21 protein-coding genes are annotated in these 23,869 nt (G+C 67.0%); 7 read left to right on the top strand and 14 right to left on the bottom strand.

All coding sequences use genetic code 11. The features are described 5' to 3' along the window. Positions 1-237: 237 nt before the first annotated feature. The 9 genes from recO to rpoE form a co-directional block, all read right to left on the bottom strand. Entirely contained in the window at positions 238-957 is a 720-nt protein-coding gene (gene recO / locus C1933_RS14400) for a DNA repair protein RecO (RefSeq protein WP_108753802.1), read from the bottom strand. Between the two features lie 18 nt (positions 958-975). Beyond that, positions 976-1,872, bottom strand: coding sequence for a GTPase Era (gene era / locus C1933_RS14405; protein ID WP_108750708.1), 897 nt, complete (start codon positions 1,870-1,872; stop codon positions 976-978). Then, positions 1,869-2,549, bottom strand: coding sequence for a ribonuclease III (gene rnc, locus C1933_RS14410; RefSeq protein ID WP_108750709.1), 681 nt, complete (start codon positions 2,547-2,549; stop codon positions 1,869-1,871). The genes era and rnc overlap by 4 nt, the downstream gene beginning before the upstream one ends. Beyond that, on the bottom strand, positions 2,539-2,922 hold the full coding sequence (locus tag C1933_RS14415) for a DUF4845 domain-containing protein (protein ID WP_108750710.1): 384 nt from the start codon (positions 2,920-2,922) through the stop codon (positions 2,539-2,541). The genes rnc and C1933_RS14415 overlap by 11 nt, the downstream gene beginning before the upstream one ends. Before the next feature lie 41 nt (positions 2,923-2,963). Next, positions 2,964-3,758 (bottom strand): signal peptidase I, encoded by a 795-nt coding sequence (lepB, locus tag C1933_RS14420; protein ID WP_108750711.1) that lies wholly within the window; start codon positions 3,756-3,758, stop codon positions 2,964-2,966. A gap of 54 nt (positions 3,759-3,812) precedes the next feature. Next, positions 3,813-5,606: a translation elongation factor 4 gene (gene lepA / locus C1933_RS14425; RefSeq protein ID WP_164272953.1), complete on the bottom strand. Its 1,794-nt coding sequence runs from the start codon at positions 5,604-5,606 to the stop codon at positions 3,813-3,815. A gap of 178 nt (positions 5,607-5,784) precedes the next feature. Then, positions 5,785-7,317, bottom strand: coding sequence for a DegQ family serine endoprotease (locus C1933_RS14430; protein ID WP_108753803.1), 1,533 nt, complete (start codon positions 7,315-7,317; stop codon positions 5,785-5,787). Between the two features lie 79 nt (positions 7,318-7,396). After that, positions 7,397-8,266: a sigma-E factor negative regulatory protein gene (locus tag C1933_RS14435; protein ID WP_108753804.1), complete on the bottom strand. Its 870-nt coding sequence runs from the start codon at positions 8,264-8,266 to the stop codon at positions 7,397-7,399. Then, on the bottom strand, positions 8,263-8,883 hold the full coding sequence (gene rpoE / locus C1933_RS14440; RefSeq protein ID WP_108750715.1) for an RNA polymerase sigma factor RpoE: 621 nt from the start codon (positions 8,881-8,883) through the stop codon (positions 8,263-8,265). Before rpoE ends, C1933_RS14435 begins: the two co-directional genes overlap by 4 nt. A 234-nt stretch (positions 8,884-9,117) precedes the next feature. Here rpoE and C1933_RS14445 point away from each other — a divergent pair, with 234 nt between their 5' ends. From C1933_RS14445 to C1933_RS14460, 4 genes are all read left to right on the top strand, one after another. Next, entirely contained in the window at positions 9,118-11,181 is a 2,064-nt protein-coding gene (locus tag C1933_RS14445) for a 3-hydroxyacyl-CoA dehydrogenase NAD-binding domain-containing protein (RefSeq protein ID WP_108753805.1), read from the top strand. 715 nt (positions 11,182-11,896) lie between these two features. After that, positions 11,897-12,760, top strand: coding sequence for a pirin family protein (locus tag C1933_RS14450; RefSeq protein ID WP_108754852.1), 864 nt, complete (start codon positions 11,897-11,899; stop codon positions 12,758-12,760). 135 nt (positions 12,761-12,895) lie between these two features. Further along, positions 12,896-13,615, top strand: coding sequence for an aquaporin Z (gene aqpZ, locus C1933_RS14455; protein WP_108753806.1), 720 nt, complete (start codon positions 12,896-12,898; stop codon positions 13,613-13,615). Between the two features lie 199 nt (positions 13,616-13,814). Beyond that, positions 13,815-14,273 (top strand): hypothetical protein, encoded by a 459-nt coding sequence (locus C1933_RS14460; RefSeq protein WP_108753807.1) that lies wholly within the window; start codon positions 13,815-13,817, stop codon positions 14,271-14,273. Between the two features lie 132 nt (positions 14,274-14,405). On the opposite strand, the gene C1933_RS14465 is transcribed toward C1933_RS14460, so the two are convergent. Then, complete coding sequence (locus C1933_RS14465; RefSeq protein WP_108753808.1) at positions 14,406-15,257, bottom strand: pirin family protein; 852 nt, start codon at positions 15,255-15,257, stop codon at positions 14,406-14,408. Between the two features lie 233 nt (positions 15,258-15,490). On the opposite strand from C1933_RS14465, the gene C1933_RS14475 reads away from it, so the two are divergent. Together C1933_RS14475 and C1933_RS14480 are read left to right on the top strand one after the other, a co-directional pair. Then, positions 15,491-17,572: a carbon starvation CstA family protein gene (locus tag C1933_RS14475; RefSeq protein ID WP_108753810.1), complete on the top strand. Its 2,082-nt coding sequence runs from the start codon at positions 15,491-15,493 to the stop codon at positions 17,570-17,572. After that, positions 17,572-17,796, top strand: a complete 225-nt coding sequence (locus C1933_RS14480; protein ID WP_049467479.1) for a CstA-like transporter-associated (seleno)protein — start codon at positions 17,572-17,574, stop codon at positions 17,794-17,796. The genes C1933_RS14475 and C1933_RS14480 overlap by 1 nt, the downstream gene beginning before the upstream one ends. A gap of 475 nt (positions 17,797-18,271) precedes the next feature. Here the strand turns inward: C1933_RS14480 and C1933_RS14485 are convergent, their stop codons facing one another. Continuing rightward, entirely contained in the window at positions 18,272-19,414 is a 1,143-nt protein-coding gene (locus tag C1933_RS14485; protein ID WP_159094002.1) for a DUF3103 family protein, read from the bottom strand. Between the two features lie 143 nt (positions 19,415-19,557). Further along, a complete protein-coding gene (locus tag C1933_RS14490; RefSeq protein WP_108753812.1) occupies positions 19,558-20,808 on the bottom strand; it encodes a DUF819 family protein in 1,251 nt (416 codons plus the stop codon). Between the two features lie 138 nt (positions 20,809-20,946). Here C1933_RS14490 and C1933_RS14495 point away from each other — a divergent pair, with 138 nt between their 5' ends. Continuing rightward, positions 20,947-21,336, top strand: a complete 390-nt coding sequence (locus tag C1933_RS14495) for a VOC family protein (protein ID WP_108753813.1) — start codon at positions 20,947-20,949, stop codon at positions 21,334-21,336. A 439-nt stretch (positions 21,337-21,775) separates the two neighbouring features. Here the strand turns inward: C1933_RS14495 and C1933_RS14500 are convergent, their stop codons facing one another. Both C1933_RS14500 and C1933_RS14505 read right to left on the bottom strand, forming a co-directional pair. Continuing rightward, positions 21,776-23,062: a HAMP domain-containing sensor histidine kinase gene (locus C1933_RS14500; protein ID WP_108753814.1), complete on the bottom strand. Its 1,287-nt coding sequence runs from the start codon at positions 23,060-23,062 to the stop codon at positions 21,776-21,778. Beyond that, entirely contained in the window at positions 23,046-23,756 is a 711-nt protein-coding gene (locus tag C1933_RS14505) for a response regulator transcription factor (RefSeq protein ID WP_108753815.1), read from the bottom strand. Before C1933_RS14505 ends, C1933_RS14500 begins: the two co-directional genes overlap by 17 nt. Between the last annotated feature and the right edge of the window lie 113 nt (positions 23,757-23,869).

Genomic DNA, 23,869 nt, shown 5'->3' on the forward strand with positions numbered 1-23,869 from the left:
GAGCCGCATGGATGCGGCGACCGAGCTTACATGGGTGAGGGCGCTTTGCTTGCGAAGCACTGCTTCGCAAGCGCCCGAACGCCCAGCCGCCAGCGGCTGGGCCGGGCGCCGGAGGGGGACTTGCAGCGTCCCCCTCAACCGGACCCACCCCGCCATCCCACGGATAGCCCGCTTTTGACGTTGACGTTGACGTTGACGGTAGCGGGTGCAGGGCTGCAAGCCCTGCCGACAAACCCCTCAGCGGCGGGGGGTCAGCTGCTCCAGCAGTTCCCAGGATTTCAGGCCGCGTGCGCCCAGGTGATGGGCCAGCACCCGCCGCATCGGCAGCCGCAGGCTGGCCAGGTCGGCCGCATCGGGTTCTTCGTCGGCACCCAGCGCCAGCAGCGCCGAACCGGTGGCCGCCGCGCTGCGCTCGCCATCACGCACGCTCAACAGCCGCTGCGGACCCTCCTGCGGGTCCAGGGCGTAGCGCGCCGCCGGATCGATCGGCTGGCCGTCGCTGGCCGTTTCCAGATCGAAGCCCAGGCCCAGTGCCGCCAGCAGTTCGCGCTCGAAACGGCGCAGGGTCCAGGCCAGGCCGGCGCCCACCGCCAACCGTGCGCGCGCTTCGCCGTAGGCCAGATAGAGATCGGGCAGCGGGTCCTGGCGCGGGGCCAGGCGCAGGGTCAGTTCACTCAGGTAGAAACCGGCCAGCATGGCCTGCCCCACCAGCCGCGGGGCTGCATCCAGGGCCTCGGCACCGCGCAACTGCGCCAGCTCACCGCGCTGTTGGGCGCTGAAGCGGATCCATTGCAGCGGCTGCAGGGCGGCGCGCAGCACCTGCCCTTTCGCGGTGGACACCCCGCGCGCCAGCACGCCAATACGGCCATGCTGCGCGCTCAGTACCTCCACCAGCAGGCTGGTCTCGCGGTAGGCCCGTGCGTGCAGCACGAACCCGGTGTCGTCCTCGATCAGCATCGAAGCGACCGCAACGGCTTACTCGTAGCCGAAGGCCTTCAGTGCGGCCTCGTCGTCGGACCAGCCTTCACGCACGCGCACCCAGGTTTCCAGGAACACCTTGGCCCCGAACAGACGCTCCATCTGCAGGCGCGACTTGGCCCCGATCTCCTTCAGGCGGGCGCCGCCCTTGCCGATCACGATGGCCTTCTGGCCCTCGCGCTCGACCCAGATGACCGCGCCGATGCGCAGCAGGTTGCCGTCTTCGGTGAAGCGCTCGATTTCCACCGTGGTGGCGTACGGCAGTTCTTCGCCCAGCTGGCGCATCAGCTGCTCGCGCACCAGTTCGCCGGCCAGGAAACGCTGGCTGCGGTCGGTGATCTCATCCTCGCCGAACATCGGCGGGGCTTCCGGCAGCAGCTTCAGCACGTCGCGCACCAGCGCTTCCAGGCCGTTGCGCTTCTGCGCGGAAATGGGATGCACGGCGGCGAAATCGCGGCCGTTGGTGACTTCCTGCAGGAACGGCAGCAGCGCGCCCTTGTCCTTCAGGCGGTCGATCTTGTTGACCACCAGCACCACCGGCACGCCGGCGTCGCGCAGCACGTTGAAGGCCAGGCTGTCCTCTTCGTCCCAGCGACCGGCTTCGATCACCAGCAGGCCGGCGTCCACGCCTTCCAGCGAGCCGCGGGCAGCACGGTTCATCACCCGGTTCATCGCCCGCTTCTGCACCTTGTGCAGCCCCGGGGTGTCGACCAGCACCAGCTGGCCTTCGGGATAGGTGGCGATGCCCAGCAGGCGATGGCGCGTGGTCTGCGGGCGGTTGGAGACGATGCTGACCTTGGCGCCGACCAGCGCATTGGTCAGGGTCGACTTGCCCACGTTCGGGCGGCCGATGACGGCCACACTGCCGCAATGATGGGGAATCTGTTCGCTCACTTGGAATCCAGTTGTTCAAGGACGGCCGCAGCCGCCTGTTGTTCGGCAATCCGCCGCGAGGAGCCTTCGCCCTCGATGCTGGCGGCGGGGTCGGCTACGTTGCAGCGTACCCGGAAGTGCTTGGCGTGGTCGTCACCGGATTCTGACACCAGTTCGTACTGCGGCAACGCCTTCTGTCGGGCCTGCAGCCATTCCTGCAGGCGGGTCTTGGGGTCCTTTTCCGGCCGCCCGGTGGCCGGCAGCGCCTCCATGGAGGCACTGAACCAGGGCAGCACCACCGTGCGGCAGGCCTCGAAGCCCCCATCCAGGTAGATCGCGGCCACCACCGCTTCCACGGCGTCGGCCAGGATCGAGTCGCGGCGATGGCCGCCGGATTTCATCTCACCAGCGCCCAGGATCAGGCGCTCGCCCAACTGCAGGGTGCGCGCGATCACCGCCAGCGCCTCTTCCCGCACCAGCGCGGCGCGGGCGCGGGTGAGCGCGCCCTCGTCGGCCTTGGGCCAGCGGTGGTACAGGGCCTCGGCCACCATCTGGTTGACGATGCTGTCGCCCAGGAATTCCAGGCGCTCGTTATGCGGCGCACCGGCACTGCGATGGGTCAGCGCCTGCTTCAGCAGGGCCGGATCGCGGAAGCTGTGACCGATCAGGTCACCACGTTGGAAAGGTTTATTCGGCACCGCTACGGGTCAGGTCCTGGGTCGATTCAAACTTGCCAACCACGTCCAGGTTGCCGACCAGCGGGCGGCGCACTTCGTAGTTGACGGTAAGGGTCCAGCCGCCATCGCGTCGGGCGAACTTGACGTTGGCCGGCTTCACGTTGTCCGAGTAGTTGATGTACAGCCGCTTGAAGAACAGGTCCTGGATCTGCGCCGGCGCCATGGTGCCCACGTTGGGCTCGGCCGCCAGGCTCTTCATGGCCGAACGCACCGAGTAGTACTCCTGGTACATCGGGAACAGCTTCATGCCGATGTACAGGAAGAACCCGACCACGGCCAGTACGACCAGGAACGAGGTCAAAGTCATGCCGCGCTGCGTGTTCATCGTCTTCATGGCGTTTCTCCCCAGATACGCGAATGGATGTGAAGTCAGTTTCAGTTGATGCCCGAACCGATACGCGACGGTTCGAAGCCGTCCTTGCAGAACCAGCCCGAGCAGTTCAGCCAGATCAGGAAGGCCTTGCCGCGCAGGTTTTCTTCCGGCAGCAGGCCCCAGAACCGGCCGTCGTCGCTGTTGTCGCGATTGTCGCCCATCACCAGATATTTACCAGCCGGCACGGTCCACTGGCCCTGGCCGCGCGGGAAATCGGTCTCCAGCACGGTATGGGTGCGGCCCGGCAGGTGCTCGACCAGCAGGTTGGCGCCTTCGCCCTGGCCACGGTGGCCGGCGTAGATGCCCTTGTTGTCATACTTCAGCGCTTCGCCATTGAGGGTGACGCTGTCGCCGTCGAAGGACACCGTATCGCCCGGCACGCCGATCACGCGCTTGATGAAGTTCTCACCCTTGGCCGGGTCGTTGTCGCTGTGGCCGGGGAAGTGGAACACCACCACGTCGCCGCGCGAGGGCTCGCCCACCGGTACGAACTTGGTGTTGCTGATCGGCAGGCGCAGGCCGTAGGAGAACTTGTTGACCAGGATGAAATCGCCGATCAGCAGGTTGGGCATCATCGAGCTGGACGGAATCTTGTACGGCTCGGCAATGAAACTGCGCACCACCAGCACGATGGCCAGCACCGGGAAGAAGGCGCGTGAGTAATCCACCAGCACCGGCTCGGTGTCGAGCAGGCCGGCGCGCTGGGCACGGCGCTTGGCGAAGTACAGCTTTTCGGCAAGCAGGATCAGGCCCGAGGCCAGGGTCAGTACGACCAGGAGGATCTCAAACAGTTTCATTCAGGGTCCTTTGCAACGTCACCGGACGAACGGCCCCGAAGGGCCGCTGCGGGCTTACTTGTTGTCCATCTGCAGCACGGCCAGGAAGGCTTCCTGCGGAATTTCCACGCGGCCGACCTGCTTCATGCGCTTCTTGCCTTCCTTCTGCTTTTCCAGAAGCTTCTTCTTGCGCGAAACGTCGCCACCATAGCACTTGGCCAGCACGTTCTTGCGCATGGCCTTGACCGTGGTGCGGGCGATGATCTGCGAGCCCACGGCGGCCTGGATGGCCACGTCGAACTGCTGGCGCGGGATCAGGTCCTTCATCTTCTCGCACAGCTCGCGGCCGCGGCGGTCGGCGTGGCTGCGGTGCACGATCAGCGACAGGGCGTCGACCTTGTCACCGTTGATCAGCACGTCCACGCGCACGAACGGGCCGGCATCGAAGCGCACGAAGTGGTAGTCCAGCGAGGCATAGCCACGGCTGACCGACTTCAGCTTGTCGAAGAAGTCCAGCACCACTTCGGCCATCGGCAGCTCGTAGCTGATCTGCACCTGGCTGCCCAGGTAGTTGATGCCGATCTGGCTGCCGCGCTTTTCTTCGCACAGCTTGATGATGTTGCCGATGTACTCCTCGGGGGTGAGCACGTTGGCGCGGATGATCGGCTCGCGGATCTCTTCCACATGGTTCACCGGCGGCAGCTTGGCCGGGTTGTCCATGTTGATGATGGTGCCGTCGGTCTTCAGGACCTCGTAGACCACCGTCGGTGCGGTGCTGATCAGGTCCAGGTTGTATTCGCGTTCCAGGCGCTCCTGCACGATTTCCATGTGCAGCATGCCCAGGAAGCCGCAGCGGAAACCGAAGCCCATGGCTTCGGAGCTTTCCGGCTCGAAGCGCAGCGCGGCGTCGTTCAGGCGCAGCTTGTCCAGCGCTTCGCGCAGGTCCGGGTAGTCCTCGGCATCGACCGGGAACAGGCCGGCGAACACGCGCGGCTGCATTTCCTGGAAGCCCGGCAGCGGCTTGGGCGCCGGATCGGCGGCCAGGGTGAGGGTGTCGCCCACTGGTGCGCCGTGCACGTCCTTGATGCTGGCGGTGACCCAGCCCACTTCACCGGCACGCAGCGCCGGCAGCACTTTCCGCTTCGGCGTGAACACGCCGACGTTGTCGACCTGGTGGGTACGGCCGGTGGACATGACCTGCAGCTTGTCGCCGGCCTTGATCTGGCCCTGCATGACGCGCACCAGCGAAACCACGCCCAGGTAGTTGTCGAACCAGGAATCGATGATCAGCGCCTGCAGCTTGTCGGTGTCGCGCGGCTGCGGTGCCGGAATGCGGTGCACGATGGCTTCCAGCACGTCCTGCACATTCAGGCCGGTCTTGGCGCTGACCGGCACGGCGTCGGCGGCGTCGATGCCGATCACGGCCTCGATCTCGGCCTTGGCGCGTTCGATATCGGCGGTGGGTAGGTCGATCTTGTTGATGACCGGCACCACTTCCAGACCCTGCTCGACGGCGGTGTAGCAGTTGGCCACCGACTGCGCTTCCACGCCCTGGGCGGCATCGACCACCAGCAACGCGCCTTCGCAGGCGGCCAGCGAACGGCTGACTTCATAGGAGAAGTCGACGTGGCCGGGGGTGTCGATGAAGTTCAGGTGGTAGGTCTGCCCATCCTTGGCCAGGTACGGCAGCGACACCGACTGGGCCTTGATGGTGATGCCACGCTCGCGCTCGATCGGGTTGGAGTCGAGCACCTGCGCTTCCATCTCGCGGGCCTGCAGGCCGCCACAGAGCTGGATGATGCGATCGGCCAGCGTGGACTTGCCGTGGTCGACGTGGGCAATGATGGAGAAGTTGCGGATGTTCCGCATCGAATCAGAAGACATAGGTGGCGGCGGCGCGCGGCGTCGTCAGGGTAACGGTGGATTATCGCATGCCCGGGGCCAGCCCGCTTGGGGGCGGCTGCGGGGAGGCTGGAAATGGCCGAAGCCCCGCCAGAGCGGGGCTTCGGGGGATTGCCAGGGCCACCTGGGGGCGGCCGTGAGGGCCTTACTGACCGGCCTTGACCGCCACGAAGGCGCTGTTGCCGCTGTTGGCACGCACCAGCAGCAGGACCACGTCGCCCTTCTTGTAGCCGGACAGCGCGCGGTTGAGCGCATCGACGCGGCCGACCGGGGTATTGCCGACACGCAGGATGACCATGCCCGGCGACAGACCGGCATCGCGGGCCCCTTCACCCTTCACCCCGGTAATGCGCACGCCTTCGTCCGACTCCAGGCCGAGCTGCTTGCGCTGCACGGCGTTCAGCTCGGTCACGTCCAGGCCCAGCAAGGCGTTGGCCCCGGACTGCGGGGGCGCATCGGCGTCGGCGGTGGACGTACCACGGCCGTCGGCCTGACCGTCTTCGGTCAGCGCGGTCAGGGTGGCGCTGAGCTCACGCGGCTTGCCGTCGCGGTAGACCACCAGGGTCACCTTGCTGCCCGGCGCCATCGCACCGATCAGCGGCGGCAGGTCGGACCAGGTGTTGACCGCGCGGCCATTGACCGAGCGGATCACGTCACCCAGTTGCACACCGGCCTTCGCCGCGGCGCTGCCCGGCACGATCTGGTTGACCAGGGCGCCACGGCTGTCGGGCAGGCCCAGGCCCTGCGCTTTGAGCGAATCGACCTGCTCGACCACCGCACCCAGCTGGCCACGGGTGACCTTGCCACTCTTCTTGATCTGCTCAACCGCGCTCATCGCCAGGTCGATCGGGATCGAGAAGCTGATGCCCATGTAACCGCCGGACGCGGAGTAGATCTGCGAGTTGATGCCGACCACTTCACCGCGGGTGTTCAGCAGCGGGCCACCGGAATTGCCCTGGTTGATCGCCACGTCGGTCTGGATGAAGGGCACGTAGCGCTGGTCCGGGCCACCGGTGCTGCGGCCCAGCGCGCTGACGATGCCCGCGGTGACCGAATGATCCAGGCCGAACGGCGAACCGATCGCGACCACCCACTGGCCCGGCTTCAGGGTGTTGGAATCGCCCAGACGCACGGTCGGCAGGTTCTTGCCTTCGATCTTCAGCAGGGCCACGTCGTACTGCTGGTCGCTGCCGACCACCTTGGCGGTGAACTCGCGGCTGTCACCCAGCTTGACCTTCACATCGCTGGCATCGGCCACCACGTGGTAGTTGGTCAGCACGTAGCCGTCGGGCGAGATGATGAAGCCCGAGCCCATGCCACGGCCCTTGATGCTGGGCCCGCTGTCGCCCCCACCCTGCCCCGGCATCGGGAAGTCCGGACCGAAGAAGCGGCGGAAGAATTCGGGCATCTCGTCATCGCCGGGGCCCATGCCGCCGCGCGCCTGGCGGTTCTGGCGCACGATGGTGGTATCGACGTTGACCACGCCCGGGCCGACCTGTTCGACCAGGTTGGTGAAATCAGGCAGGCCACTGACCAGCGGCTGCGCCGGTGCGCGGGGGGCGGCGGCCGCTGCGGCCGGCTGCGCCGGGGCGGCCGGTGACGGCGCCTGCGCGCAGGCCATCAACGGCAGGGTCATCACCAGCAGGCCCATGGCATGGGTACGGAATCGGGCAGTCATCGGACGGCAACCTCCGGATCGGATGGAAAACGGGAGAGGCGCCCCGCCAGCGGCGGGGCGTGGACCGGCGCGCTCCAGGTCAGTCGCGCGGGCGGGGCGGCGCCGGCAGATCGTCCTGCAGGCGCGGCTCGAAGGGATAGAACGCGGCGCCACCGGACGCGGCCGGGAAGCTGGCATTGAGGGCGCTGCCGCCGGCCGGGGCCAGGCTGGACTTCGGCCAGGGCCGTGCCTGCAGGCTGCCGACATCGCCGAAGGGCAGATGGCGGGTGTTGGCGGTGGGCACCGACGGCGCCAGCGGCACCGCGGCCGTGGCCACGGCGCGCTGCGGCGCCTCGTCACGCTGGGCCACGCGCGCGGCCTGCTGGCTGCGGGTGGCACTGGCGCGGCGGGCATCCTGGCGGCGGCTGGCGGCCATGGCCACCGCCGGCACAGCAGCTACGGCCATCGCGGCGCTGTCCACCGACGCTTCGGTTACCGGCGCGGCAGCCGGCGCCAGTTCGGCCTGGCTGGCCACCACCTGCGGGGCCGGGGCTTCGCCGGGTGCGGGGGGCTGCAGCTTTTCGCCGCCCATGAACAGGGCCACGGCGGCCACCGAGGCTGCCAGTGCGGCACCGCCGCCCCAGGCACGCCAGCCCGTGCGACGCACCTGCCGGCGCGGTTCAGCCACCGGCGCGGGTTCGGCGGCAATCGCCGCGGCCACGCGTTCACTGAAACCGGCCGGGGCCAGCAGCGAGGCCTGGCCACGCATCACATCGCCCAGCAGCTGCCAGCGTTCCTGGCAGCCGGCCAGTTCCGGATCATGTTCCATGCGGCGCAGCAGGAAGCGCGCCTCGTCGGCGCCCAGCTCGCCATCGACCAGGGCCGACAGCTGTTCGCGGTGGCGCTGGTCCAGGCGTTGCCCGGCTGGGGATTGATGGTTCTGCGATTCGTTCAACGGGTTACTGGTCATACGCGGCTCTTCTCGCGGGTGGCGCTGCCGATGTCCAGCAGCGGCCGGAGTTCAGTGTCGATCGCCTCGCGCGCCCGGAAGATCCGCGAACGCACGGTGCCGATCGGGCACCCCATCTTCTGCGCGATTTCCTCGTAGCTCAGGCCTTCCACCTCGCGCAGGGTGATCGCCGACCGGAGTTCTTCCGGCAGCGCGTTGACGGCCTTCATCACCGTCTGTTCCAGTTCCTGGCGCATCAACTCGCGTTCGGGCGTGTCGGTGTCGCGCAGACGGGTGCCGCTGTCGAACTGCTCGGCATCACCGATGTCGATGTCATCGGTGGGCGGGCGTCGATTGTGTGAAGCCAGGTAGTTTTTGGCAGTGTTCACGGCGATCCGATGCAACCAGGTTGAGAACTGGGCGTCGCCGCGGAAGCTTCCAATGGCGCGATAGGCGCGCATGAAAGTGTCCTGGGCCACGTCCTGACATTCGCTCCAGTCGGCGATGTAGCGACCGACAAGGGCCACCACGCGATGCTGGTACTTGCGCACCAGGACATCGAACGCGGCGCTCTCGCCGTGCTGCACGCGCCGGACCAGTTCCAGATCCAGCTCCTGTGGTGTTTCAACCTCGGCCATGAGGGGCCGCACTCCTGTCAGCCCAACCGACGTCGGGCAATGAGACTGCCAATCCCGGGAAAAGTTCAGTCGCCGATCACCCGGCGCCGCACCAGCTTTTAACCACCGTTCCGCTAGCGTCCGGTTCCACGGCCATGGATCCGGGGTCGCCTACCCCTCCTATTGGGATTTGACGCGGGGGAAACAACCTCTGGATCATAGCCGCTTCTCCATACACAACCGGATGGAACGTCCATGCTCTCAGGCTTCGATGGGCTCCGCTTCAGCCACTGGCACCCCGAAATCCGTGAAGACGGCGTGGTGGTCCTTACCCTGGATCGTCAGGACACCAGCGTCAACGCGATGTCGCAGGACGTGCTGCTGGAACTGGGCGACCTGCTCGAACGCATCGCCCTGGACCCGCCCAAGGGCGTGGTGATCCAGTCGGCGAAGAAGGCCGGCTTCATTGCCGGTGCCGACCTGAAGGAGTTCCAGGAATTCGACCGCCGCGGCACCGTGAACGATGCCATCCGCCGCGGCCAGTCCACCTACCAGAAGCTGGCCGAGCTGCCCTGCCCCACCGTGGCGGCCATCCATGGCCACTGCCTGGGCGGCGGTACCGAACTGGCGCTGGCCTGCCGCTACCGGGTGGCCTCCAATGACAGCAGCACCCGCATCGGCCTGCCGGAAACCCAGCTGGGCATCTTCCCGGGCTGGGGCGGCAGCGCGCGACTGCCGCATCTGGTGGGTGCGCCGGCGGCGATGGACCTGATGCTGACCGGGCGCACCCTGTCGGCCTCGGCCGCGCGTGGCATCGGCCTGGTCGACAAGGTGGTGGCACCGGCCGTGGTGCTCGATACCGCCGTGGCGCTGGCGCTGTCCGGCACCACCCGGCCGTTCAAGCAGCGCGCGACCGCATGGGCGACCAATACCTGGCTGGCGCGCACCCTGCTGGCACCGCAGATGGTCAAGCAGGTGGCGCGCAAGGCGAAGAAGGACCAGTACCCGGCGCCGTACGCACTGATCAGCACCTGGCAGCGCAGCGGCGGCAAGCCGATCCAGGCACGCCTGGATGCCGAGCGCCGCGCGGTGGTGAAGCTGGCCAGCACGCCGACCGCGCGCAACCTGATCCGCATCTTCTTCCTGACCGAGCGCCTGAAGGGCCTGGGCAGCGGTGATTCCGGCATCCGCCACGTGCACGTGGTCGGTGCTGGCGTGATGGGTGGCGACATTGCCGCCTGGGCCGCCTACAAGGGCTTCGAAGTGACCCTGCAGGACCGCGAGCAGCGCTTCATCGACCCGGCCATGGAGCGCGCCCAGGCATTGTTTGCCAAGAAGGTGCGCGATGAGAGCAAGCGCCCGGCGGTGGCCGCGCGACTGCGTGCCGACCTGGAGGGCAACGGCGTGGCCGAAGCCGACCTGGTGATCGAGGCCATCATCGAGAACCCCGAGGCCAAGCGTGCGCTGTACCAGACGCTGGAACCGAAGATGAAGCTGGACGCCCTGCTGACCACCAACACCTCGTCGATTCCGTTGGTGGAACTGCGCGACCACATCCAGCGCCCGGCGCAGTTTGCCGGCCTGCACTACTTCAACCCGGTGGCGCAGATGCCGCTGGTGGAAATCATCCACCACGACGGGATGGCGCCGGAGACGGAGCGCCGCCTGGCCGCGTTCTGCAAGGCGCTGGGCAAGTTCCCGGTGCCGGTGGCCGGCAGCCCGGGCTTCCTGGTCAACCGCGTGCTGTTCCCGTACATGCTGGAAGCGGCCACCGCCTATGCCGAAGGCATTCCGGGCCCGGTGATCGACAAGGCGGCCGTGAAGTTCGGCATGCCGATGGGGCCGATCGAGCTGATCGATACCGTGGGCCTGGACGTGGCTGCCGGCGTGGGCCGTGAACTGGCCCCGTTCCTGGGCCTGCAGATTCCGGCGGCGCTGCAGACGGTGGAACCGGACAAGCGCGGCAAGAAGGACGGCCAGGGCATTTATACCTGGGAAAACGGCAAGCCGAAGAAGCCGGACGTGGCCAGCAACTACCAGGCCCCGACCGATCTGGAAGACCGCCTGATCCTGCCGCTGTTGAACGAGGCGGTGGCCTGCCTGCACGAAGGCGTGGTGGCCGATGCGGACCTGCTGGATGCGGGTGTGATCTTCGGCACCGGTTTCGCCCCGTTCCGTGGCGGCCCGATCCAGCACATCCGCGCGGTGGGTGCCGATGTGATCGTCGAGCGTCTGAAGGCGTTGCAGCAGCGCCACGGCGACCGCTTCGCCCCGCGCCCGGGCTGGGACAACCCCGCCCTGCGCGAACCGGTGGTGTGAGTTGGTCGGCCGGGCCTGCGGCCCGGCACCCGCAGAGGCAACAGCAACAGCCGAAGCCAGAGCCGGAGCAACAGCCGGCTCTGGCTTTTCTATTTGCTGGGCGGGGCGGTGTGGGCTGGCAGGACACGCCGTAAATCCATCCCTGGAGGCTCGTAGGCGCCTTGCTCGTGTGCGCAATCCTGCGCACACGGCAAGACCGGGGTTGGGCGTCCTGCCCAACCCGCCCGAGGCATGCCTCGGGCCCATGGCGCCTGCGGTCCTGCCAGCCCACACCGCCCCACCCCTGACAGTTTCCCGGCGACGGTGGGTAAACAGCCACTTCATTTGGGATCACTACGAACTGGTGGGTGGCTACCTTGGGGGCCACCAGGAGCGAAGCGACCGGCGTTTGAATTTGATTTTCTTTTTTCTTTTCCGTGGCTGACGCGCACGGAAACCGTCAGGGCCGGGGCGGGTTGGGGGCGCGGGACCGCAGGCGCCATGGATGGCGCCTACGAGCCTCCAGGGACGTATTCACGGCGTGTCCCGCGCCCCCAACCCGCCCCGGCCCAACACGAAATTCGCACCGCCCAGCCACGAGGGGCTGCGCCGTTGGCGGGAACCCCGTCGAGCAAGCTCGACGCTGCGGAACAGGCTGTTACCCGCATGGGGCATGTCGCCGTCACCACGGCGTGCCATGCTGGCGCCCTTGATTCCTGCCAGCGAGAACGCCCGCATGACCACCATCATCGCCCCGCGCGTCCACGACATCGGCGGCCTGGAAGTGCGCCGCGCCGTGCCCACGCTGCAGGCCCGCAGCATCGGTTCGTTCGTGTTCGTCGACCAGATGGGCCCGGCCATCATGCACCCCGGCACCGCCATCGACGTGCGCCCGCACCCGCATATCGGCCTGGCCACGGTGACCTACCTGTGGTCCGGCGCCATCGGCCACCGCGATACGCTGGGCTCGGACCAGGTGATCCGCCCTGGCGATGTGAACTGGATGACCGCCGGCCGTGGCATCGCCCATTCCGAGCGCACGCCGCCGCCGGATCGCGGCCACGACAACCCGATCCATGGCATGCAGACCTGGGTGGCGCTGCCCAAGTCGCATGAGGAAATCGAACCGGCGTTCTACCACCACGCCGCCGCCACCCTGCCCGAGCAGCGCCGCAACGGCGTCTGGCTGCGGGTGATCGCCGGCCGCGCCTACGGCGAGGAATCGCCGGTGAAGGTCTTCGCCGATACCCTGAACGTGGCCATCGACCTGGACCCCGATGCCGAGATCGACATCGACAATGGCCACCACGAACGTGCGCTGTACATCCTGGAAGGCCAGGCCCAGCTGGATGGCGTGGACATTCCCGCCCAGCACCTGGTCATTCCCGAAGCCGGTGCCATCGGCCGCCTGCGCGCAAAGACGCCGGTGAAGGCGATGCTGTTCGGCGGCGAGCCGCTGGATGGGCCGCGCCACCTGTGGTGGAACTTCGTGTCCAGTTCCAAGGAACGCATCGAACAGGCCAAGCACGATTGGGAAGCCGGTCGCTTCGGCACGATCCCGGGTGACGACAAGGAATTCATTCCGCTGCCGCAGTATTGACGGCAGTCGAGCACGCTCGACTCTACTCAGCCACAGTCGAGCAAGCTCGACTCTACGGGCTGTACACATGTTCATCACCGGCCGCCCACTTCAATGCGACCGCACGCATCCGCGCGCCACAATGGAGTGCACGTCATGGGCATGGGAAAGCGCTTGGCCGCCGAATTCCTCGGCACGTTCTGGCTGGTGTTGGGCGGCTGTGGCAGCGCGGTACTGGCCGCCAAGTTCGGCGGCGACGGCAATCCGCTGGGTATCGGTTTCCTGGGCGTGGCGCTGGCCTTCGGCCTGACCGTGGTCACCGGTGCCTATGCGTTCGGCCATGTGTCGGGCGCGCATTTCAATCCGGCCGTCAGCGTCGGCCTTTGGGCCGGTGGCCGCTTCCCGGCCCGCGATCTGCTGCCGTACATCCTGGCCCAGTGCGTCGGTGGCCTGCTGGCGGGCTTCATCCTGCTGCAGATTGCTTCAGGTGCCAGCGGCTTTGCCATCGATGGCAGCCAGGCCGGCGCGTTCGCCAGCAATGGGTACGGCGCACTGTCGCCGGGCGGCTACAGCGTGGCGGCCGCCTTCCTGTGCGAAGTGGTGCTGACCGCGGTGTTCCTGGTGGTGATCATGGGCAGCACGCACGGCAAGGCGCCGGCTGGCTTTGCGCCGCTGGCCATCGGCCTGGCCCTGACCCTGATCCATCTGATCAGCATTCCGGTGACCAACACCTCGGTGAACCCGGCCCGATCGACCGCCGTGGCCTTCTTCGCCGGCAGTGGGGCTACCGGCCAGTTGTGGCTGTTCTGGGTGGCGCCGCTGCTGGGCGGCGTGATTGGCGGGATGATCTACAAGTGGGTCGGCAGCGACCGGTGATCTCCGCCGCGTCCATTGCGGCCGTCACCCGGCCGCAATGGTTACATTTGCAACCGCAATTTGTGCGATCGCTCACGTTCCGTTAAGGTCGGCTTGACCTCCCGTGCACGTGCCGGGAACGTCGGCATCCGGGGATGGGATGCCCGCGCCGCCGGTGCCATCGGCGGGGACTCTAGGCCACACCACCTTGGGGGAATGCATGAAGTTCGTGCCTGTTCTGTTGTCGAGCCTGTTGTTTGCCGCGGCCAACGCCGCCGCACAGGCGCCGGTTGACTGTCCTACGCTGCCAGCCAGCAGTGGCCTGCAGTGGCAGCAGCAGGTGCAGAGCGATTTCCTGATCTGCCGCGCCAGCACCGCCGACGGCCGCGAGGTGCTGAGCCTGATGCTGAGCCAACGCGATCCCAACATTCCGCTCAGCCGCTCGCTGCGCGAGGAAAAGGGCAGCTTCGGCGGCGAATCGATGTACTGGTACAAGCCCGACCTGGGCGGCCAGCAGCCGCCCGGCTATGCCGAGCGCCGCATCAGCGTGGTCAAGCTGGACAAGGGCCGCTACGCGCAGATCGCCCTGTACCCGGGCAGCACCCAGGAAATGGGCAGCCTGCAGCAGCTGGCGCAGGGCATGAGCCTGAACCCCACTGCCGTGGCCGACGGCCGCTGAATGAGCGCGGGGATGACTGCCTGGCAGCCTCCCCGCCATCCCGCCCGACCCATCGCTAGCGCCGGGCCATGCCCGGTGAACTGCGTTGCGTGGGCGCGGGAAAAAACGCCGGGTGGGACCCGGCGCTACCGCTCAGAAGCGGCCTTCCTGGAAATCGACGAAAGCCTGCATCAGTTCCTGCCGGGTGTTCATCACGAACGGCCCGTGGCGCATGACCGGCTCGCGCAGCGGACGGCCCGCCACCAGGATCAACCGCGCGCCCTCGGCGCCGGCCGACACGTGCAGCTGCTCGCCACCGCCCAGCACGGCCAGTTCCTGCCGCGCCACATCGCGCGCCGCATCCTGCTCGCCCACGGTCAGCGCACCTTCGAACACATAGGCGAAGGCGTTGTGGCCTTCCGGCAGCGTGTACGTCCAGGCGCGATCCGGCGCCAGGGTGATATCCAGATAGACCGGATCGGTGGCCGGCTGCGCGATCGGCCCTGCAGTGCCATCGACCGTACCGGCGATCACCTTCACCTGCACGCCGTCGGCCGGCTGCACCACCGGAATGCGCTCGGGCGCGAACTCCTGGTACTTCGGGTCGGTCATCTTGTCCCGCGCCGGCAGGTTCACCCACAGCTGGAAGCCACGCATCTGCCCGCTTTCCTGCTCGGGCATTTCCGAATGCACCAGGCCGCGGCCGGCGGTCATCCACTGCACGCTGCCCGGGGTCAGCAGGCCTTCGTTGCCGTGGTTGTCGCGATGCCGCATGCGCCCGTCCAGCATGTAGGTGACGGTCTCGAAGCCCCGATGCGGATGCTCCGGGAAGCCGGCGATGTAGTCCTCGGCGCGGTCGGTGCCGAATTCATCCAGCAGCAGGAAGGGGTCCAGATCCGGCAGCGAGGGGCCACCGATGACCCGGGTCAGGCGCACACCGGCGCCATCGGACGTGGGCATGCCACGGATCGTGCGCAGCACGCGCACCGGCTCGGGAAGACTCATGGCAACTCCTGTGGGATGGATGCCCATGAAGATGGACGCTGCAGCGCGGCGGGCCAATGGATGGCGCCGCAACCGATTGTTCCATTGCTGGTGTTTGCCGCGCGTCATGTCCGCCACGCGGCATCGCCTGCGTTGTGTTCGACCAAAGTACTACCGAAGAAGGCTCCCGTGGACATTGACCCTGCCAAGGGCACGCGGGACTCTTTCACTGTCTTTCCGGGAGAGAGCACCTCATGAAAGGGTTTTCCAAACTGGGCTGGGCCGCACTGGCCCTGCTCGGCGCGTTCTGTCTGGGCACCGTCGCCCTGCGCCGCGGCGAACACATCAACGCACTGTGGATCGTGGTGGCCGCGGTATCGCTGTATCTGGTCGCCTATCGCTACTACAGCCTGTTCATCGCCAACAAGGTGATGCAGCTCGATCCGACCCGGGCCACCCCGGCGGTGATCAACAACGACGGTCTGGATTACGTTCCGACCAACAAACACGTGCTGTTCGGCCACCACTTCGCCGCCATTGCCGGCGCCGGCCCGCTGGTGGGCCCGGTGCTGGCCGCGCAGATGGGCTACCTGCCCGGCCTGCTGTGGCTGGTGGTGGGCGTGGTGCTGGCCGGCGCAGTGCAGGACTTCATGGTCCTGTTCCTGTCCAGCCGCCGCAACGGCCGTTCGCTGGGTGACCTGGTGCGCGAGGAAATGGGCCAGGTGCCCGGCACCATCGCCCTGTTCGGCGCCTTCCTGATCATGATCATCATCCTGGCGGTGCTGGCCATGGTGGTGGTGAAGGCGCTGGCGGAAAGCCCGTGGGGCATGTTCACGGTGATCGCCACGATGCCCATCGCGATCCTGATGGGCGTGTACATGCGCTACATCCGGCCGGGCAAGATCGGTGAGATTTCCGTGGTGGGCCTGATCCTGCTGCTGGCCGCGATCTGGTTCGGCGGCAAGGTGGCGGCCGACCCGGTCTGGGGCCCGGCGTTCACCTTCACCGGTACCCAGATCACCTGGATGCTGATCGGCTACGGTTTCGTCGCATCGGTACTGCCGGTGTGGCTGCTGCTGGCCCCGCGCGATTACCTGTCGACCTTCCTGAAGATCGGCACGATCATCGCCCTGGCCATCGGTATCGTGGTGGTGATGCCGGAACTGAAGATGCCGGCACTGACCCAGTTCGCCGCCAGCGGTGACGGTCCGGTGTGGAAGGGCGGCATGTTCCCGTTCCTGTTCATCACCATCGCCTGCGGCGCGGTGTCCGGTTTCCATGCGCTGATTTCCTCGGGCACCACGCCCAAGCTGCTGGCCAATGAAGCGCACATGCGCTACATCGGCTACGGCGGCATGCTGATGGAATCGTTCGTGGCGGTGATGGCGCTGGTGGCTGCCTCGATCATCGATCCGGGCATCTACTTCGCCATGAACAGCCCGGCAGCGGTGATCGGTGCCGACGCCGTGTCGGCCGCGCACTACATCACCAACACCTGGGGCTTCACCATCACCCCGGAACAGTTGAATGCCACAGCGGCGGCGATCGGTGAACCGACCATCCTGCACCGCGCCGGTGGTGCGCCCACGCTGGCGGTGGGCATCGCGCAGATCCTGCACGAGGCCATTCCCAGCAGCAGCGACGCGATGATGGCGTTCTGGTACCACTTCGCGATCCTGTTCGAAGCGCTGTTCATCCTGACCGCCGTGGATGCCGGCACCCGTGCCGGTCGCTTCATGCTGCAGGACCTGCTGGGCAACTTCGTGCCGGCCCTGAAGAAGACCGAATCGTGGACGGCCAACATCATCGGCACGGCCGGCTGCGTGGCGCTGTGGGGCTACCTGCTGTACACCGGCGTGGTCGATCCGTTCGGTGGCATCCAGACGCTGTGGCCGCTGTTCGGCATTTCCAACCAGATGCTGGCCGGTATCGCGCTGATGCTGGGCACGGTGGTGCTGTTCAAGATGAAGCGTGACCGCTACGCGTGGGTGACCGCCGTGCCGGCCGTGTGGCTGCTGATCTGCACCACGTATGCAGGCTTCATCAAGATCTTCGACAGCAACCCGGCGCAGGGTTTCCTGGCCCAGGCGCACAAGTTCCAGGCCGCCATTGCCAGTGACACCATCACCGCACCGGCCAAGAGCGTGGCGCAGATGCAGCAGATCGTGGTGAACGCTTACGTCAACACCGGCCTGACTGCGCTGTTCCTGCTGGTGGTGGCCTCGGTGCTGGTGTATGCGATCAAGACCATCCTGGCTGCCCGTCGCAACCCGCAGCGGACCGACCGCGAGACCCCGTACGTGGCGCTGAAGCCGCACGAAATGGTGGATCTGTAATGAGTACCCAACTGGTTCCGGTAGGCCAGTACCAGGCGCACCGCCGCATCTGGCGGCGCCTGGTGCAGACCGCGCGCCTGTGCTGTGGCATTCCTGATTACGACAACTACGTCCGGCACATGCTGGAAAAGCATCCGGATCAGGAGCCGATGGACTACAAGACGTTCTTCCGCGAGCGACAGGAAGCGCGATACGGCGGCCGCAACGGCGGACGCTGCTGCTGAGGTGCTGTGTGGGTGCCGGGCTTGCAGCCCGGCGCCCGCAGAAGCCGGAGCAACTGCAACTGCAAGAGCGTCGGCTCTGGGTTTCTGTTTGTTTGGCGGGGCGGTGTCGGATTGCGGGGACGCCGCAAGTACGTCCATGTAGGCTTGGCCGCGGCATCCATGCCGCGGACACCCCGCAATCCGACACCGCCCCACCTTCGACAGATTGCCGGTGACGGCGGGACACACGCGGGGTCAGATCCGTTTTCCGAAGGAAACGGATCTGACCCCATTTTGTTTATCGATATCTGACAGATGTGCCGACCAACGGTCGGCACCCACCTAAAGCCGCGCGACCGAGCCTCCATGGACGGATTCACGGCGTCCCCCGCAACCGGCCCCACCCCGCCATCCCACGGAATGTCCGCTGTTGCCGTTGCTTCAGTCGAGCATGGCTCGACTCTACAGCGGGTGCAGGGCTGCAAGCCCTGCTGGCCTAGTCCACCAGGGTGATGGGCGTGAGGGTGACCTTGGCGTTGTTCGCCGCGCCCATCCGGTCGGTGTAGCCCTGACCGCGCTGCAGCAGGTAGATGCTGTCCAGGTAATCGATGTCGTTGGCAAACCACGATGTCGGCATGGCCTTGAGGATCGCCCCGGCGATATCGGCAATCACCGCGTACTCGGGAGCGAACGCGCCCAGCGCCGTCTTCACGCCGGTGGCCAGAGCGACCAGCAGCTCCTGGTAGTTGGTATCGCCATCGTCTTCAAACAGCTGCACATTGGCCGCGTTGAAGCGGTAGTTGCCCCAGATCACCAACGGCTGTTGGGGCGTGTAGTCGGTCTGGTCATGGTCCAGCCACGGCATGTCCACTGTCATCATTTCCGGTTCGGTGGCGTCGACCTGCAGGCCTGACACGACCGCGAACACTTCGGCCGCGCCCAGCGCCCACGGCTCCTGATCGTCATTCAGACGAATACGGTCCAGGCGGGTGATGTCCAACGAAGCGCTGGCGCCGTCGGCCGACAGGGTGATGCGTTCGGGCGACTGCAGCCCGCGCGCGCGCAGACCCGCATTGACCAGGGCCATGCCCTCCTTCACTGCACGGCGGGTATCCACGTCCACGATCAGCACGGGCACATCCGGCGCGTGCCGGGCATCGAGCAGGTGCGCGCGGCCCTGCGCGTCGTAGGCGGTCAACGTGGTCCAGTCGCGGTCGTTACCACGTGGCAGGCTGGCCACCCACAACCGCTCCGGTGCGACCGCAGCCAGCGAGGCACCTGCAGGCACGAACGCCCGCAGCTGCAGCAGCCCCGGCCCCTGCTGGACCAGGCCCTTGCGCTGGCGCACCTGCTGGTCCTGCGTGGCCAGTAGCGTGCTGGCGCGGGTGCGTGCCTGCGGATCGAAGCGGGCCATCACCTGCTGCAGGGCGACTCCCTGCTCCGGCTCCGACTGCAGGGCAGCGCGCGCACTGGCGGCAAACCCCGGCTGGGCCAGCAACGCGGCAACCTCGCGCGCGCTGCTTTCGGTGATCGCCTGTACGTCAGCGCGCTGCGGTGTCAAAGGCGACTGCGCGAAGGCGCTGCCAGCGGCAAGCACCAGGGTCAGTACTGCCGCACGAAACATCCGTTCTTTCGTCATGGTCATACCTGGGCACAGGCTGGCGGCTGCCAGCGGAAGTGCCCACGGTACGGAGCGCACCGGATCGGTTCCGGTATGCACCGCACAATTCGTGCGGTTGCCGGGGAATGCGTCAGGCGCGGCCTGCGCATTCCCCCGGCCGGTTACGCGCCGGCCATCGCCTTCAGGATCAAGCCGGTGACGTAGGCCAGGCCGGTGCCGGTGGCATAGCCCACCGTTCCCAGCAGCACGCCCACCGGCGCCAGCGACGGATGGAACGCAGCGGCCACCACCGGCGCCGATGCGGCCGCGCCAATGTTGCCCATCGAGCCGACACCAAAGAAGAACAGCGGTGCGCGCACCAGGCGTGCCACGATCCACAGCACCAGCACGTGGGTGGCCATCCAGATCAGGCCCAGGACGAACAGCCAGGGGCGATCCAGCAGCGACAGCAGGTCCATCTGCATGCCGATGCAGGCAATCAGGAAGTACAGGAACACGGTGCCCAGGCGCGATGCACCGGCCGATTCCAGGCGCCGTGCGCGGGTGAAGCTCAGGCCCAGGCCGAAGGCGGTGGACAGCAGCACCACCCACACGAACTGGCTGTCCAGGCTGAACTGGCTGGACCAGCCGACGTTGGCCTTGAACCAGGCGGCCAGCTGCGCGGCAATGGCATGTGCCAGCCCCACCCCGCCCAGCGCCACGCCGACGATCACCATCAGGTCGGTGAGGGTGGGAATGCGCGAATTCTGCGCTTCATAGGCGCTGATACGCGCCTTCATTTCATCGATGGCGCGGGTATCGGCACCGCTGCGGGTGTCGATCTGCTGTGCGCGGTTGGCCAGGAACAGCAGGATGGCCATCCACAGGCTGGCGCAGGCCACATCGACCACGGCGAACTGGCCGAAGGTGGTGGCGTCGGTGCCGAAGATCTCGCGCATGGCCACCATGTTGGCGCCGCCACCGATCCAGCTGCCCGCCAGCGCGGCCATGCCCGCCCAGGTATCGCCGGCCACGGTTTCCGGATGGATGAACTTCATCACCTGGAACGACACGATGGCACCGAGCATGATGCCTGCCGTACCGGCGCAGAACACCAGGATCAGCTTCGGGCCGAGCTTGGCGATGCCTTTCAGGTCGATCGACAGCGTCAGCAGCACCAGCGCCGCCGGCAGCAGCACGTCGCGGGCGACCGGGTTGTACAGGGCCGTGTTGTGGCCATCGATCAGCCCAACGGTGTTGTAGATGGCCGGAATGAAGTAGCACAGCAGCAGGGCCGGCACCCAGGCGAAGATCTTCTTCAGCAACGGGGTGGGGCCACTGGCGGCCCAGAAGATCAGGGCCAGGGTGGCAGCAATCAGGCCAAGGCCTACGATATCGCTGGTGATCAGCGCGGTAGCGGGTTCGGTCGGCATGGGATCCTCTGTCGATCGAAAGGGCGTGGAAAAAAGAAGTGCCGCATCGGTGCGGCACGGCCCGAGGTTAACATCCTCTTCACGCAGGGTCATGCTGCAGTGCCGGCCACCCTGCCCTTCCTCAACGGAGCCTGTGCCATGCAACTGGGAGCTTTTTCAGTCAGCCTGTCGGTGAAGGACCTGGCCGCCTCGCGCTCGTTCTACGAGGCGCTTGGGTTTTCGGTGACCGGCGGCGATGCCAGCCAGCACTGGCTGGTGCTGCGCAACGACGGCATCGTGATCGGGCTGTTCCAGGGCATGTTCGAAGGCAACCTGCTGACCTTCAACCCGGGCTGGGACCAGCACAAGCAGGAACTGGCCGACTTCCAGGACGTCCGCGAGCTGCAGGCCGCCATTGAAGGCAAAGGGATCGAACTGGCCGTGCGCACCGACCCCGATGGCCAGGGAACGGGCTATGTGCAGCTGGCCGACCCGGATGGCAACGTGATCCTGATCGACCAACACGTGACGCGGCCGAAAGCGCGGTAATCCGCGCCGGTTGGCGGCGGTAATCCGCTTTGGTAAGCGTCGACCTTGGTCGACGACCGACGTGCCAACCAAGGTTGGCACCTACCGGGCGTCGGGCGGTAATCCGCTTTGGTAGGCGTCGACCTTGGTCGACGACCGACGTGCCAACAAAGGTTGGCACCTACCGGGCGTCGGGCGGTAATCCGCTTTGGTAGGCGTCGACCTTGGTCGACGCACGACGTGCCAACCAAGGTTGGCACCTACCAGGCGTCGGGCGGTGATCCCCTTTGGTAGGCGTCGACCTTGGTCGACGCACGGCGTGCCAACCAAGGTTGGCACCTACCAGGGACCGACGTGCCAACCAAGGTTGGCACCTACCAGGGACCGACGTGCCAACCATGGTTGGCACCTACCAGGGACTGGCGTGCCAACCGGGGTTGGCACCTGCCACGCGTTCGGATCAGGCCGGGCGCGATGCGGCGAAGTCGAGCGTGACCCGGGTGCCGCGTGGTTCGCAGGGCTGGAACTGCAGCGTCCAGCCCAGGTGCTCGCAGAGACGGGCAATCAGTTCCAGGCCGATGCCACCGCGGTCGGCGCGCTCACCGCGGGCCAGCCGCGCATGGATCGCGGCGATTTCTTCCGGACTCATGCCGTGCCCCGGGTCCTGCAGGGTCAGCACGGCCTGCGCGTCCAGGCTCAGCGCGATGTGGCCGCGCCCGCTGTTCTCGATGGCGTTGCGCAGCAGGTTGCCGATGGCCGCCTGCACCACCGCCAGCGGCGCAACGATATCCACCGCCGCCGCCTGGATGCCGATGCTCAGGTCCTTGTCACCCAGCAGGTGGCGATGGTCGTCAACGATCTCCGGCAGCAACTGGTCCAGCGCGATGCGCTCGGCACGCGAGCTCAACCGTGCCGGATCACGTGCCAGCACCAGCAGCAGTTCGATCAGCTCTTCCACGCCCTGCGCGGTACGCAGCACCCGCTGCATCTGCTGGCGCGCGCGCTCGGGCAGGCCCGGCTGCTCCAGTGCCAGTTCGGCCGCGCCGGTCACCACGGCAATCGGCGTGCGCAGTTCGTGGCTGGCCGTGCTGATGAACACCCGTTCGCGCTCGACGAACTGTTCATTGCGGTCAAGGTAATCGTTCAAGGCATCGGCGATGGTGTGCAGCTCGGAGCTGCCACGCGGATCCACCTCGATGCGCTGGCCCTGCTCGCCAGGGCGCAGTGCGCCGATGTTGCGCGCCAGCAGGCTCAACGGCCGCACCATGCGCTCCATGCCGAAGGAAGCCATCATCACGGTAACGAAGATCATGATGATGCCGGCCAGCATCACCCAGCGCGTGGCGAACTGTTCCAGGTCGTGGAAATCGGTGATGTCCAGCGCCAGCGCCACGCGGCCCAGGGTGGGCGTATCGCGCACCATGACGGCCGTTTCGCGGTCGTCGATCAGCACGCCGTCGTGCAGGCCGGGATGCAGTGTGCGCACGCTCTCGGGCAGGTCGGGCTGGCCGAACCGGTACAGGCTGAGCGTGTCCGAATCCTGCCAGTGATAGTCCGGCTCATGCCGGGTGTGTTCCAGGATGCTGTCCAGTTCGGAATTGAGCAGCGCACGCCAGGCGGCATGTTCGGCATGCTCGTGCACGTAGTTGCCGACGCTGAACACCGCCAGCGACAGCAGCGCCAGGTAGCCCAGCAGCCACCACACCACGCGCCGGTACAGCGGGCCGGGCTTACGCGCGCGGGGCATTGCTGTCGTCCTCTGCCGCCGGGCTGGCAGCCAGGCGGTAGCCCACCCGCGGCAGGGTGTGGATCAGCTTGTCGGCGAAGGGACCGTCCACGCTGCGGCGCAGCTCATACACGTGCGAGCGCAGCAGGTCCCCATCGGGCGGTTCATCGCCCCACAGGGCGAATTCCAGTTGCTGCCGGGTTACCGCACCGGGGCTGGCGCGCATCAGCACTTCCAGCAGCTTGCGGCACGCCGGATACAGGTGCAGTGCCTGTCCGCCACGCTGCGCTTCCAGGGTGGCCAGGTCCAGCACCAGATCGGCCACCTGCAGGCGCTTGCGTGGATTGCGGCCCTGGGCCCGCAGCAGCAGCGCCTCCAGCCGCACCTCCAGTTCCGGCAGGGCGAAGGGCTTGGTCAGGTAGTCGTCGGCGCCGGCGCGGAAGCCGGCGATCTTGTCGGGCAGTTCATCGCGGGCGGTCAGCATGATGACCGGCACTTCCGAACCGTGCTCGCTGCGCAGACGGCGCAGCACTTCCGGCCCCTCCATGCGCGGCAGCATCCAGTCCAGGATGACCGCATCGTAGGGATGGCTGCCGGCCAGGTGCAGCCCGGTGATGCCATCGGGGGCCACATCCAGCACGTGCCCGCGCGACTCGAAGTAGTCGAACAGATTGGCCACCAGCTGACGGTTGTCTTCGATCACCAACAGGCGCATGCGTAGCGGATCCACGGGAACTGGCCCCATGGTAGCCCTGCCCGTGTCGGAAAGCGGTCGGGATGGCGCCCTTCCGACAGGTTTCCCACGCCGCCAAGCGCAGCCTGTGGGTT

This window comes from Stenotrophomonas sp. ZAC14D2_NAIMI4_6 (assembly GCF_003086875.1).
GTDB lineage: Bacteria > Pseudomonadota > Gammaproteobacteria > Xanthomonadales > Xanthomonadaceae > Stenotrophomonas.

What these genes read in the sequence shown, in the direction of transcription:
- C1933_RS14465 (WP_108753808.1), bottom strand. Translation starts at nt 15,257, where the DNA reads ATGAGTCTTCCCGAGCCGGTGCGCGTGCTGCGCACGATCCGTGGCATG.
- recO (WP_108753802.1), bottom strand. Translation starts at nt 957, where the DNA reads ATGCTGATCGAGGACGACACCGGGTTCGTGCTGCACGCACGGGCCTAC.
- C1933_RS14430 (WP_108753803.1), bottom strand. Translation starts at nt 7,317, where the DNA reads ATGACTGCCCGATTCCGTACCCATGCCATGGGCCTGCTGGTGATGACC.
- C1933_RS14460 (WP_108753807.1), top strand. Translation starts at nt 13,815, where the DNA reads ATGAAGTTCGTGCCTGTTCTGTTGTCGAGCCTGTTGTTTGCCGCGGCC.
- C1933_RS14450 (WP_108754852.1), top strand. Translation starts at nt 11,897, where the DNA reads ATGACCACCATCATCGCCCCGCGCGTCCACGACATCGGCGGCCTGGAA.
- C1933_RS14495 (WP_108753813.1), top strand. Translation starts at nt 20,947, where the DNA reads ATGCAACTGGGAGCTTTTTCAGTCAGCCTGTCGGTGAAGGACCTGGCC.
- lepB (WP_108750711.1), bottom strand. Translation starts at nt 3,758, where the DNA reads ATGAAACTGTTTGAGATCCTCCTGGTCGTACTGACCCTGGCCTCGGGC.
- C1933_RS14445 (WP_108753805.1), top strand. Translation starts at nt 9,118, where the DNA reads ATGCTCTCAGGCTTCGATGGGCTCCGCTTCAGCCACTGGCACCCCGAA.
- aqpZ (WP_108753806.1), top strand. Translation starts at nt 12,896, where the DNA reads ATGGGCATGGGAAAGCGCTTGGCCGCCGAATTCCTCGGCACGTTCTGG.
- rpoE (WP_108750715.1), bottom strand. Translation starts at nt 8,883, where the DNA reads ATGGCCGAGGTTGAAACACCACAGGAGCTGGATCTGGAACTGGTCCGG.
- C1933_RS14480 (WP_049467479.1), top strand. Translation starts at nt 17,572, where the DNA reads ATGAGTACCCAACTGGTTCCGGTAGGCCAGTACCAGGCGCACCGCCGC.
- C1933_RS14435 (WP_108753804.1), bottom strand. Translation starts at nt 8,266, where the DNA reads ATGACCAGTAACCCGTTGAACGAATCGCAGAACCATCAATCCCCAGCC.
- C1933_RS14485 (WP_159094002.1), bottom strand. Translation starts at nt 19,414, where the DNA reads ATGACGAAAGAACGGATGTTTCGTGCGGCAGTACTGACCCTGGTGCTT.
- C1933_RS14500 (WP_108753814.1), bottom strand. Translation starts at nt 23,062, where the DNA reads ATGCCCCGCGCGCGTAAGCCCGGCCCGCTGTACCGGCGCGTGGTGTGG.
- lepA (WP_164272953.1), bottom strand. Translation starts at nt 5,606, where the DNA reads ATGCGGAACATCCGCAACTTCTCCATCATTGCCCACGTCGACCACGGC.
- C1933_RS14475 (WP_108753810.1), top strand. Translation starts at nt 15,491, where the DNA reads ATGAAAGGGTTTTCCAAACTGGGCTGGGCCGCACTGGCCCTGCTCGGC.
- C1933_RS14490 (WP_108753812.1), bottom strand. Translation starts at nt 20,808, where the DNA reads ATGCCGACCGAACCCGCTACCGCGCTGATCACCAGCGATATCGTAGGC.
- C1933_RS14415 (WP_108750710.1), bottom strand. Translation starts at nt 2,922, where the DNA reads ATGAAGACGATGAACACGCAGCGCGGCATGACTTTGACCTCGTTCCTG.
- C1933_RS14505 (WP_108753815.1), bottom strand. Translation starts at nt 23,756, where the DNA reads ATGCGCCTGTTGGTGATCGAAGACAACCGTCAGCTGGTGGCCAATCTG.